Source organism: Brotaphodocola sp. (assembly GCF_050873365.1).
GTDB lineage: Bacteria > Bacillota > Clostridia > Lachnospirales > Lachnospiraceae > Brotaphodocola.
Map to the genome: position 1 here is coordinate 1 of NZ_JBNMIQ010000015.1, position 12,926 is coordinate 12,926.

Here is a 12,926-nt window from a genome sequence, read left to right on the forward strand (position 1 = left end):
AAAACCAAATTTAAATCTTGCAGAATTTGTAAATGCATTTAAATCTGCATCTTCTCGAAACATTAGGAAACAATTTGTAGAGGAACTGAAACCTTATTATTGGAAACCCTATTTTTGGAGTTTAAGCTATTTTATTGGAACGGTCAGTGACCGAACAAGTACTGCGGTAAAAGAATATATTAAGAATCAAAAGAATGAATGATCTAAAATATTTTAAAATCATTACGCATTCACCCACGTCTGATCCAGTTGGTCAGGCGTGGTACTCTGCGATTTTGATAGAGTGAATAAACATGCATATATCAATGAATATCATGTAATATTTTTTGTGGATAATGTGGATAACTCAAATTTTCGACCTCAAATACTCTTAAAATACTCTTCAAACAACCCTCAAAAACCTGCCTGATGCTTCCAAAAACAACCTACAAATGCAGGTTAAAAACCATATTAATAACCTGTTTATAACCTGCTTAACATGCAGGTTTTTTATATGAAAAAGAGAATAAAACCAGCTTTTTTTAAGCAGGTTTTTCTATTAAAACAACACTTGTTGATTTAAAGCAAGTAGAGTATAATAAAAAGGCTCAAAAATGGCGATATTACCCATACAAGTGTTGAGATAAAGAAATAACACAACATCTGTATGGATATTAAAAAACAAATAAGCAAACACTTGTTGAGATAATAAAAGAAATCTCATCAATAAAACCGACATGTGTTGAAATAAAGAGCCAATAAATCAACATATGTTGCGATAAATGAAGAAAATAAATAAACACATGTTGTGTTAAAGAGCTAAATAAGACGACATCTGTTGAAATAATGTAGGAGAACCAGCATAAAAAGCATATGAATAAACCAAATAATAAAAGAAAACGTGCATCTATGGAATGTATTGAGAAGGTATTTATGGAGCTTCTCAGAACAAAAAAATTGAATGAAATACAGGTTACCGATATTTGCAAACAGGCAGGTTTGAACAGAACCACATTTTATGCAAGTTATGCAGACATGTATGACCTCGCAGACTCGGTTCGCAACAAGCTCGAGAAGGTATTGCCGGAGCTTTATCAGCGGGAACAGGAAGCCTTTGAGGCGGGAGCGGAGGCAGATGGCAGAAGCTATTATCTGAACCTGTTTCGCCATATAAAGGCAAATCAAATTTTTTACAAGACTTACTTCAAATTGGGGAATGATACTCCTTACGGGATGTTTTCTTATGACAGAAAGCGGACACAGAAGCGTCTGGAGAGTCAGGGCTCGCTGGAGGAGTATCGGATGGAATTTTTCCGTGGAGGAATTTTTCAGATTATCAAGATCTGGCTTTACAGCGGATGTCAGGAGACACCAGAGGAACTGCTTGGCGTTGTGGAGGCAGAATGTCAGGGATGGATGACAGAACAGGGAGGGCTCCCGAAAATCTTTTAGTTGTTATTTTGAAATATCCAAGTGGAAATTGTCGACTGTTCGATGAGTGAAATGGGTAGTTCGCAAGAAAAACAGCGAGAGAAATCAAAATGAGAACGAAATCAGAACGAAAACTGAGAACTGAGAAATAGCGAAGAGAAAAGGAGAATCAAGAGAACATGAGAGAGATCAGAGTGGCACAGCCGGAACAGCTTGAAGAAATTATGGGAATCTATGCGTATGCACAGAAGTTTATGGCGGAAAACGGGAATCCGACCCAGTGGGAGACGGTCTATCCGCCGAGAGATCTGGTTGAAGAAAATATTCATCAGAAGAAATGTTATGTCTGCATGGACGGAGAGAAGATCGAGGCAGTCTTCTATTTTGCGAAGCAGGAAGATGAACCGTCTTACCGTCAGCTTGAGTCAGGAGAGTGGCTCAATGACAGACCTTACGGGGTCGTTCACCGGATTGCGGTGGCAGAGGGAACGCGCGGAGCAGGCTCGTTTTGCTTAAACTGGGCATTTGAACAGTGTGGAAATCTGAAAATCGATACGCATGACGACAATAAGCCGATGCAGAATCTCCTCACAAAACTTGGATTCGTGTACTGTGGCAAGCTCGGATTGGAGGAGGAAGACTTGAGAAAAGAGTTTCAGAAAGAGGGAAATCCGTGGAGAGGATACCACAAGGCGAAATAAAGAGATAGCTACATCTGGAAGAACGAAGGGAAGAAAAGTCTGAATCGGAGAAGCGGACGAAGAAGATGAGGAATGAGGCTGACGCAGGAACGGAGCCAGAAAAGGAAATTCGAGAAAACGTAGAATAGAAAAATAAGACTTAGCAAGAAAAAATAGAAAAAACTGGACAGAATGATTCGACAGTGATACACTAAAAAAGAATAAAATCAGATAATTTAATAAGAGCAAACAAAGGGAGCTTGTGGAAGCAGGCTGAGAGGAAGTAATCAAACTTCGACCTTAATAACCTGATTTGGGTAATGCCAACGTAGGGATCGAATGCGAAGACCGATGACCGAAAGAACATTTCAGACGGCATCCTGTAAAGAACATTTCGTTCCCATACAGGATGCCGTTTTTTGTATGAAATTCTATCTGATGATATGGATTCATGGATTTTGTATGTCATTTGTATATCACGTGTTATAGGAGGAGAGGAAATGAGAGAGTACACAACACAGATGGATGCGGCGAGAAAGGGAATCATCACGCCGGAGATGAAGATTGTAGCAGAAAAAGAAAAAATGGGTGAGGAAGAACTGCGTGCCCTGATTGCGGAGGGCAAGGTAATCATTCCGTGTAACCGCCTGCATACCTCGATTGACCCGAACGGAGTCGGTTCGATGCTCAAGACGAAAATCAATGTCAATCTCGGAACTTCCCGTGACTGGAAAGATATTGATATGGAGCTGGAAAAGGTAAATGACGCAGTGAAGATGGGAGCGGAGTCCATCATGGATTTGAGTTCCTATGGAGATACGCAGACATTTCGTCGCAAACTGACCGCAGAGTGCCCGGCAATGATCGGAACTGTGCCGATTTACGATGCCGTTGTCTACTATCACAAGGCGCTCAAGGACATCACCGCGGAGGAGTGGCTGAAGATTGTGGAGATGCACGCAAAGGATGGCGTGGATTTCATGACGATCCATGTCGGCATCAACAAGAGCACCGCAAAGCGTTTCAAGGACAATAAGCGCCTGATGAATATTGTATCGAGAGGCGGATCGATCATCTTTGCATGGATGATGATGACCGGGGAGGAGAACCCGTTCTACGAGTATTATGACCGCGTTCTGGAAATCTGCCGGGAGTACGATGTGACGATCAGCCTTGGCGATGCCTGCCGTCCGGGATGTCTTGAGGATGCAACCGACATTTCCCAGATTGAGGAGCTTGTGACACTTGGAGAGCTGACCCGTCGTGCATGGGAGAAGGACGTACAGGTTATGGTAGAGGGACCGGGTCATATGCCACTTGACCAGATCTCTGCAAATATGAAGATTCAGCAGACCGTCTGCAAGGGTGCTCCGTTCTATGTCCTTGGACCGCTTGTTACCGATATTGCACCAGGTTATGACCACATCACCGCAGCGATCGGAGGCGCGATTGCAGCGGCATCCGGCGCAGCCTTCCTGTGCTATGTAACTCCGGCTGAGCATCTTCGCCTTCCGGATGTCAACGATGTAAAAGAAGGAATCATCGCTTCCAAGATTGCAGCTCATGCAGCAGATATTGCAAAGGGCGTAAAGGGTGCAAAGGATTGGGATCGCGCGATGGGCGCAGCGAGAAAGAAACTCGACTGGGAGGAAATGTTCAAGCTTGCGATCGATCCGGAGAAGGCGAGAGCATACCGCGCATCTGCAAAGCCGGAGAAAGAGGATACCTGCTCGATGTGTGGAAACTTCTGTGCAGTCAAGAATATGAACCGCATCATGGACGGAGAGATTGTTACCATTTTTGATGAGTGATAAAATAAATAGATGACAGGTGGCAGTAATAAGTGATAATTATGGAAAACAGAGACGATAAAAAGACCAGCCGAAAAACGGTTCTGACGATTGCGGGATCGGACAGCAGTGGAGGAGCCGGGATTCAGGCGGACTTGAAGACGATGACGGCACTTGGCGTTTATGGAATGAGCGCAATCACGGCATTGACGGCGCAGAACACGACCGGAGTGGCAGGGATTTTTGAGACAGATCCCGCGTTTGTCGGACTTCAGCTCGACAGTGTGTTTACGGATATTTTTCCGGATGCAGTGAAGATCGGAATGGTCTCCGGAAAAGAGACGATCCGTGTGATCGCGCAGAAACTTCGCGAGTATCAGGCGCGAAATGTCGTGCTCGATCCGGTTATGGTGTCGACGAGTGGTTCGAGACTTCTCGCAGAGGATGCGATGGGGATGCTCGCAGGGGAACTTCTTCCGCTGTCGGCAGTTCTGACTCCGAATATTCCGGAAGCTGAGATTCTCGCAGAGATGAAGATTGAGAATGAGGCTCAGATGGAAGAAGCCGGAGAGAAGATCTCAAAGCGTTATGGTGGTGCGGTTCTGGTAAAAGGCGGTCACCAGATTTCAACTGCAAATGATGTCCTCTACCGCGATGGGGAGTGGATCTGGTTTCGCGGAAGCCGGGTCGACAACCCGAACACACACGGAACCGGATGCACACTCTCCTCGGCAATCGCCTGTGGACTTGCAGAGGGAAAGAGCGTGGAGGAGAGCGTAAAATGTGCAAAAGAGTATCTCACGGGAGCGCTTACCTCCGGTCTGGATCTCGGAAAGGGAAGCGGACCGCTCGATCACTGTTTCAAGATCAGACCGCTTACTTAGGTGTTGTGCATAAGCGCAGAACCCCAACTTCACGAATTCTTTTATTTATAGTATAATAATGAGTATAACTCAGAGTGGATGCCTCCTCCTCTAAAGGTGGAGGCATCGGACTTTTGCCACCGGCAAAGAAAATGATGGAATGAGGTTGAGGGATGATTTTTGAACAACTTACAGAGATGAAGGGATTTACTCATCAGGAGCAGGCTGTGGCCCGTTACATCTTGGAGCACACAGAGGCAATTCTGCCAATGTCTGCGGAAGAACTGGCGAAGGCATCTTACACCAGCAAGGCGACAGTAATCCGCTTGAGTAAGAAACTTGGACTTGCCGGATATCAGGAGCTGAAATTTCAGATCGTTTCAGAGAGTGTGCAAAATATCCGGATCAATCAGTTGCTTCAGAATGAACCGATCAACGAAAAAAGCACCTATCAGGATGTTTTGAATGTGATTCCGGCACTGTATGACAAAGCGATCAGTGATACGCGAATGTGTATGGATAAAAATGTGGTAAACCGGATTTTTAACAGAATGATGCGGGCGGATCAGATCGATTTTTACGGAAACGGGATCACTTACACGCTGGCACAGTCAGCAGCGTTCAAATTTTCCACGCTTGGTATGGAATGTCATGCCAGAGAGAGTGTGAATGCCCATTACCTGACGGAACGACAGGATCAGAAGCGGATCGCTTTTGTAATGAGCTTTACAGGGGCAAATCGTTCGATGATTGATGTTGCCCGGTATCTGAAAAAAACAACAAAGACGTTTGTGACAGGTATTGTGGGGAGACACAATGCGGACATTCGGGAATACTGTGATGAAATCGTAGAGATTCCCTCCAGGGACTCACTTCTGAGTCTGAAAGTCATGACTTCTTATACGGCGGTTACTTATGTGCTGGATGTGCTGTTTGGCATGTGTCTTTCTCAAAATTACGGGAATCATGTGGAGGCAGCTTTGAAAATGGTAAATCAGGAGTCTTTGCGGACTACGGTGGACTATTGGAATCTGATTTACAATAAAGAGAAAAAGTCCTGAAAGAGAAAAACAATCAAAGACAATCAGAAACAATCAGGACTAATAAGGAATTGGACCATTGGTTCAAAATTTTGACCGGCTGGAACGGCAATTTTGAACCGATGGTCCTTTTGCTTTTTCGGATGCTGACATTTTATTGAATCAATGGTAAAGTTGCAGACAGAAAGAACCAGAGAGAACGATAAGGAGGAGGTTACACATGGATTACAAAAGACTTGCAGAACAGATCTTAGAGCTTGTAGGCGGAAAAGAAAATGTTTCTGGTCTTGTACATTGCGCGACCAGGCTTCGCTTCAACCTGAAAGATGAAAGCAAGGCGCAGACGGATGCTCTGAAAAAGACAAAGGGCGTAGTTGGGGTAGCAAAGAGTGGCGGTCAGTATCAGGTCATCATTGGAAGTGATGTGGCAAATGTGTTTGCACCACTGAATGAATTGTGTGATTTAAAGGACAGCCGTGCGGGGGAGGAACAGAAAGAGAAAAAATCGAAAGTGGCAACGGCGATCGATACCTTATCTGGAATTTTCACGCCGATTCTGCCAGCACTGACAGCCGCAGGTATGTTGAAAGCGGTACTGTCACTGCTTGTAGCATTTAAACTGGTTGCTTCGAGTGACCAGAGTTATCAGATTCTGAACTTTATGGGAGATGCAACCTTCTATTTCCTGCCGATTCTTTTGGCAAGCTCGGCGGCAAAGAAGTTTAAATGCAACCCGTATCTTGCTATGATGTTGGGAGGCATTCTCCTGCATCCGAATTTTGTCAACATGGTATCTGCATCCAAAGAATCGGGAGAGGCGATTCGCCTGTTTATGATTCCGATCTACAATGCCAGTTATTCTTCCTCGGTAATTCCGATCATTTTAGCAGTATGGTTTATGTCCGTGGTGGAACCGATTGCAGACCGGATTTCTCCAAAGGCGATCAAATTTTTCTCCAAGCCGTTGATTACGATTCTGGTGAGTGGTGTTGTAACGCTCTCCGTGTTGGGACCGATCGGTTATGTCATCAGTAACTATATTGCGACATTCCTGCGGGCGATGGAGAGCTATGGATGGCTGGTTTCTATGATTCTTGGTGCAGTGTTCCCACTCCTTGTTATGACTGGAACACATTATGCGATCGTTCCGGTAGGCATCAACAATCGTATGACCATGGGCTACGACAGTATGGTTTATCCGAATAACCTGGCATCCAACGTGGCTCAGGGTGGTGCAACCCTTGCAGTGGCGTTTAAATCAAAAGTATCTGAAATAAAACAGCTTGCGATGTCTGCCGGTATCACGGCAGTCTGCGGAATTACAGAGCCGGCGCTGTATGGTATTAACGTACCTTACCGGACACCGCTCTACTCTGCAATGGCAGGTGGTGCTGCGGGTGGCCTGTTCGTCGGACTGATGCATGTAAAGAACTACTCTGGCGGATCACCGGGACTTCTGACTCTGCCGAGCTATATTGGCGGAGATAGCCTCAGAGATCTGCTGTTTGCCAGCATTGGTGCGGGAATTGCTTTTGTGGTTGCTTTCGTAATTTGTTTTATTCTTTACAAAGACCCGAAGGAAGCACTAGAGGGGGATGGAAAAGAAAAGGACAGTGTTTCCGCAGAGAAGAAGAGCACGGTGGAGACAGAAAAGACAGAAACCTCTGTTTCAAAAGAAGATTGTGCACAGCCGGCTTCTGACTGTGATATGGTTTGTTCTCCGGTTTCAGGTAATGTGATTCCTCTGAGTGAGGTGAAGGATGAGGTATTTTCTCAGGGAATCCTTGGAAATGGTGTTGCCGTGATTCCGGATGAAGATCTGATTGTATCTCCGGTGAATGGAACAATCGTATCTATTTTTGATACGCTTCATGCGGTCGGTCTTCTGGCAGACAGCGGAGAAGAAGTGCTGATCCACATTGGTCTTGATACGGTAAAGCTGGGTGGAAAGTATTTTAAGGCTCTGGCAAAGACCGGAGATCGTGTATCGGTTGGCACTCCGCTGATTCAGGTAGAATTTGACAAGGTGAAAGAAGCCGGGTATGACATTGTAACTCCGGTGATTGTAAGCAACACAGCAGTTTATCGCAGTGTGACGGGTGAAACAGGAAAACATGTAAAAGCAGGAGAGCCGGTTATTCAAGTACAAAAGTAAAAACGTAAGAACGTAAGAAAAATCGACTGGTGGACAGGAATAGGAGAAATGACGATGCATGGATTACCAAAAGAATTTTTGTGGGGCGGTGCGACAGCAGCAAACCAGTGTGAAGGCGGTTATCTGGAAGGCGGAAAGGGATTAGGAACGGTAGATGTGATTCCCTGGGGAGAAAACAGACGGGCAGTGATGGAGGGCATCATGGATTATCACACCTTGCCGGAGGATTCCTTTTATCCGTCCCACGGTGCTACCGACATGTACCATCACTGGAAAGAGGATATCCGGTATATGGCAGAGATGGGATTTAAGTGCTATCGCTTTTCGATTGCCTGGTCCCGCATTTTCCCAACAGGAGAAGAGGCAGAGCCAAATCAGGAAGGACTGAAGTTTTACGATGACCTGATTAATGAATTGCTGGCAAATCGGATTGAGCCGGTGGTTACGATCTGCCATTTCGATGTGCCACTGCATCTTGAGGAAACCTACGGATCATGGAGAAGTAGAAAGCTAATTGATGCCTATGTAAAATACAGCAGAGTCCTGTTTGAACATTTTAAGGGAAGAGTTCATTACTGGATGACGTTCAACGAAATCAATATGCTGATGCATCTTCCGTTTATGGGAGCAGGAATTCGTTTCCGGGAGGGAGAAAATCAGAATCAGGTGAAGTATCAGGCAGCGCATCACGAACTGGTGGCTTCTGCGATGGCAACAAAAATTGCCCACGAGATCGACCCGGAAAATAAGATTGGCTGTATGCTGGCAGCGGGGAGTTTTTACCCGAATACCTGTAATCCGGAAGATGTCTGGGCGGCGAAGAAGCGGGATCGTGGAAATTATTTCTTCGTGGATGTACAGGCGCGTGGTGGATATCCGGCTTATGTAATGAAACAGTTTGAGCAGGAAAACATCCATATTACAATGGAGCCGGAAGATGAAAAGATCCTTCGGGAGAATACGGTGGATTACATCGCATTCAGCTATTATACTTCCCGTCTCACCAGCGCTGATCCGGATGTGATTGCGAAAAATTCCATTTCCGGTAATGTAATGAAATCCCTGAGAAATCCACATCTGAAGGTAAGTGAGTGGGGATGGCAGATCGACCCACTGGGACTGCGCATCACGATGAATGATCTCTATGACCGCTATCAGAAACCACTGTTTATTGTGGAGAATGGTCTGGGTGCAGTAGATCGGATTGAGGAGGATGGAAGCATTCAGGATGACTACCGTATCGCCTATCTGGAGGCTCATCTGAAGGAGATGATGAAGGCTGTGGAAGAGGACGGTGTGGATTTGATTGGTTATTGCGCCTGGGGCTGTATTGATTTGGTGAGTGCTTCCACCGGAGAGATGAAAAAGCGTTATGGTATGGTCTATGTGGATCGGGATAACGCCGGAAACGGAACCTTAAAGCGTACTCCGAAAAAGTCGTTCGGGTGGTATCGGCATGTGATCGAAACAAACGGGGAGTGTTTGAAATAGATAAAAAAATAGTGGCGGTAGGTCCAGATAGAAAATGGATCTACCGCCATTTTTTGTGTATATCGGAGACATGGTTGTTTGACAAGAATCTTATGACAAGTCTGATAAAAAATGGTATGATTAATTGAACTGGGATAAATGGATAAAGGCAATGGATAAAGATAATAGTTAAAGACAATAGTTAAAGACAATAGTTAAAGACCATGGATAAAGACAATAATTAAAGACCGCGACAGGTGAGGAGATGGACAGCTTATGGGACAGAGATATGTGGGGATTGATCTTGGGGGTACGAAGATTGCAGTTGGAATTGTCAGGGAGACGGCGGAAAATAAGTTTGAGATTGAGGCGAAGATCCAGGCTCCGACGGGTCTGCCGAGAGAACCGGAGGATCTGGCGGATGAAATTTTTCGGCTGGCAGTCCGACTGTTGGATGACCAAAAACGGAGCTTTGCAGAGATCGAAAGCGTGGGAATTGGAATTCCGGGAACCGTCAATCAGGAAAAAGAGAGCGTGGAGTATGCAAATAATTTTGGCTTTGACAACGTTCCGTTTGTGAGAATGTTGCGGGAGCGATTTCCATGTCCGGTCTATGCGGAAAATGATGCGAAATCGGCATCCTGGGCGGAGTATTTAGCGGGAAGCGGTCAGGGCAGTAAGTCGATGGTGGCAGTGACGCTCGGGACAGGAGTCGGTGGTGGCTTGATTCTCGATGGAAAGATCGTGAGCGGAGTCAATGCTTCTGCCGGGGAACTCGGACATATGGTGATCCGAAAGAACGGGCGCAAATGCACCTGCGGGAGAAGAGGATGCTTTGAGGCGTATGCGTCGGCATCTGCACTTGTCCGCTCGACAAAACGGGAGGCAAGGAAGAATCCGGATTCCCTTCTGAATCAGTTGTGCGCGGGCGACCGAAGTGCAATCAATGGAAAACTGATTTTTGAGGCGGTTCGGGCAGAGGATGTAACAGCCAAAAAGGTATTTGATTCTTATCTCGATGATCTTGCGGAGGGAATTGCAAATATCATCAATATCATTCAGCCGGAAGTGCTCTGCATTGGAGGCGGAATCAGTGGAGCGGGAGAAGAATTGCTTGCTCCGTTGAGGCAGAGAGTTGCGCCGATGATTTATTCGCGGGGTTCCGAGAAAAATACGCGTCTTGTGACGGCAAAACTCGGAAATGATGCCGGAATCATCGGAGCCGGGGCGCTCTATCGCCTGGAAAAAAATCGAAATTGACAGACATTCAGACAGAAAGAAAAGTGACAAAAAGGGGACAGCAAAGAAAATGAGAGAATCCGAAGACCAGATGGAAAAGACAGACATGGAAAACACAGATATCGAAAAGAAAGAAAAAGAAATTGAAAAGAAAGAAAAAGAAACGGAAAAGAAGGAACCCAAAATGAAGGAAAGCGAAGAACGCAAAGAAAATAGAATTTATCTCGAGGCGGGCGGAAGCGTAAAAAACCTTGACGCGCTGACTGTGGAACTTCCGGAGGACATCGCGAGACTCAAGGCGATGGGACACTTGAAACTCGCAAACAAGGTGATCGAGAAGTGTCTTGAAAAAGAGCTTCCGGAAGCGTTGAGGGAGCGTCTGCTTCTTGAGCGGGAGATCCTTGCGCGCCTGCCACAGCAGTATCCGCACAGTTGGCAGAGTGCGATCAATATGATGAAAGAGACGTTTGCAGACTTTGAAAATGAGGAACTCGATGATCTTTTGGCGGAGGGCGCATTTGAGTGGATCTGTATCAACGGGGAGATCAAGCTCAAGGACAATTTTATTGACAACCTGATCAAGACCCGGAAAGATCTTAGCTATCGTCTGCTCAATGAGGAGACGATCTGGGATCGTCGGGCACAGCTCAATATGCTCGATGATGTGATGCACCAGATGAAGGAAAAAGGAAGCCTGAGAAGCAAGATTCACATTAAGAGCATGGCGTCTCTGCGCCCGCTTGCGAGAAGAGAGGGCACGAAGATTCAGGTACAGCTTCCGCTTCCGCTCGAGTATGCTCAGGTGAAGAAATTTACATATCTCGGTTGCAGTCCGGAGTGCGGAAAAGTGGCTCCGACGTCTGCGGTTCAGAGAACGATCTGCTTTGAGACGGAATATCAGAGTGGACAGACGTTTGAGGTGGAATATGAACTCGAAAATGAGATGAAGTACTGGGACTGGAAGGAAGCCTCTGAAAAGTTGGATTTGAGCCGGAAAGATGGAGAATCGAAGGAATTAAATGAATCAAATGAATTGAATAAAGAGCGGGAAGAGGCAAAAAAGTATCTTGGGGAACAGTTCCCTCATATCCGCTTCACCCCGTATCTGAGAGCACTTGCAAAGGAGATTGTCGGCGATGAGACAAATCCGGTGCGAAAGGCAAAGAAAATTTATGATTATATCACGACCCATGTGATGTATTCCTATGTGCGCTCCTACTTTACGATCGAACAGCATGCGACGTTTACCGCGACAAACTTAAAAGGCGATTGCGGACTTCAGGCACTGCTCTTTATCACGCTCTGCCGAATCGTCGGTGTGCCGGCAAGATGGCAGTCCGGTCTCTATGCATGTCCGAAGAATATCGGCTGTCACGACTGGGCACAGTTCTATATTGAGTCGTATGGCTGGCTGTATGCAGATGCCTCGTTTGGAGGAGCTGCGTGGAGAGCGGGAGATCTCGAGCGCTGGGAGTTTTATTTCGGAAACCTTGACCCGTACCGGATTCCGACGACCTGCGAGTATCAGAGTGATTTTTATTTCCCGAAAAAGTATCTGAGACAGGACCCGTATGACAACCAGATGGGCGAGGCAGAGTATGAGGATCAGGGGCTTCTTGAGGGAACTGATTTTGATACGAAGCATGAGAAGATTGAGATTGTTCTTATAGATAAATAGTTACTGGGGCAATAACCGGAGTTTTGTATTTTCTAAGGGACTTGACAAACATCCAGAGGAAAGGCTATAATGCAAGCGTGATCGCAAGAATTTTTGTGGTCAGAAAAGTGAAAATCAGTCAGGCAATGAGAGGAAGAAGTACCATCGGGAATACCCGCACAGAAAGTAGCCGGAAGATGAGAGGCGCGCGGAGAGACGGCATGGGAATACATCCTTGAGCTTCACACCGAACGTGGTCGTGAACAGAAAACGAGCAAAGAATCGATCTGATTTTTGTTTTGTTTCAGGACGCGAAATATCAGTAGGCTGTGACGGAGTCGGCGACCGTTATCATGTCGGAACGTTATAGAACCCCTGTGGAATATGACGCTCAGTGAGGCAGGCAGTGCAAGCTGTCTGTGAACAGAAGGTGGTAACACGAGCATGCGCCTCGTCCTTTTGATGGCAGAACCATTGAGAGGGCGGGGCTTTTTATTTCATTAAGAGATTATTTCATAGGCACTTATTTATGTTTTATGAAATAAAAATCCGGGACTTCTCGGTTCTCGCAACAAAACCAAGCAACAAAGAAAAAAGAACGAAAAAAAGAAAAAGAGAAAAA

Annotated in this window: 10 protein-coding genes and 1 riboswitch; all 10 genes read left to right on the forward strand. The window is 45.9% G+C overall.

From position 1 onward, the window contains the following. On the forward strand, positions 1 to 202 hold a 202-nt coding region (gene tnpA, locus ACR0QT_RS08605), incomplete at its 5' end, for an IS200/IS605 family transposase (RefSeq protein WP_432630406.1). Positions 203 to 888: 686 nt separating this feature from the next. Then, positions 889 to 1,431 carry a TetR/AcrR family transcriptional regulator gene (locus ACR0QT_RS08610; RefSeq protein ID WP_432630407.1) on the forward strand — a complete coding sequence of 181 codons (543 nt, stop codon included), beginning with the start codon at positions 889 to 891 and terminating at the stop codon, positions 1,429 to 1,431. A 158-nt stretch (positions 1,432 to 1,589) separates the two neighbouring features. Continuing rightward, entirely contained in the window at positions 1,590 to 2,111 is a 522-nt protein-coding gene (locus ACR0QT_RS08615) for a GNAT family N-acetyltransferase (protein ID WP_432630408.1), read from the forward strand. Between the two features lie 221 nt (positions 2,112 to 2,332). Beyond that, positions 2,333 to 2,443, forward strand: a riboswitch (TPP riboswitch). Between the two features lie 147 nt (positions 2,444 to 2,590). Next, positions 2,591 to 3,901, forward strand: a complete 1,311-nt coding sequence (gene thiC, locus ACR0QT_RS08620; RefSeq protein ID WP_432630409.1) for a phosphomethylpyrimidine synthase ThiC — start codon at positions 2,591 to 2,593, stop codon at positions 3,899 to 3,901. A gap of 41 nt (positions 3,902 to 3,942) precedes the next feature. Beyond that, the gene (thiD, locus tag ACR0QT_RS08625; protein ID WP_432630453.1) at positions 3,943 to 4,764 is read left to right on the forward strand and encodes a bifunctional hydroxymethylpyrimidine kinase/phosphomethylpyrimidine kinase; all 822 of its coding nucleotides are present in this window, start codon (positions 3,943 to 3,945) and stop codon (positions 4,762 to 4,764) included. Positions 4,765 to 4,916: 152 nt separating this feature from the next. Next, positions 4,917 to 5,804, forward strand: a complete 888-nt coding sequence (locus ACR0QT_RS08630) for a MurR/RpiR family transcriptional regulator (protein WP_432630410.1) — start codon at positions 4,917 to 4,919, stop codon at positions 5,802 to 5,804. A gap of 199 nt (positions 5,805 to 6,003) precedes the next feature. Then, positions 6,004 to 7,938: a beta-glucoside-specific PTS transporter subunit IIABC gene (locus ACR0QT_RS08635; RefSeq protein WP_432630411.1), complete on the forward strand. Its 1,935-nt coding sequence runs from the start codon at positions 6,004 to 6,006 to the stop codon at positions 7,936 to 7,938. A 54-nt stretch (positions 7,939 to 7,992) separates the two neighbouring features. Then, positions 7,993 to 9,429, forward strand: coding sequence for a 6-phospho-beta-glucosidase (locus ACR0QT_RS08640; RefSeq protein ID WP_432630412.1), 1,437 nt, complete (start codon positions 7,993 to 7,995; stop codon positions 9,427 to 9,429). A 255-nt stretch (positions 9,430 to 9,684) separates the two neighbouring features. After that, positions 9,685 to 10,668, forward strand: a complete 984-nt coding sequence (locus tag ACR0QT_RS08645; protein WP_432630413.1) for an ROK family protein — start codon at positions 9,685 to 9,687, stop codon at positions 10,666 to 10,668. A 49-nt stretch (positions 10,669 to 10,717) separates the two neighbouring features. Further along, positions 10,718 to 12,325 (forward strand): transglutaminase-like domain-containing protein, encoded by a 1,608-nt coding sequence (locus ACR0QT_RS08650; protein WP_432630414.1) that lies wholly within the window; start codon positions 10,718 to 10,720, stop codon positions 12,323 to 12,325. Positions 12,326 to 12,926 lie beyond the last annotated feature (601 nt).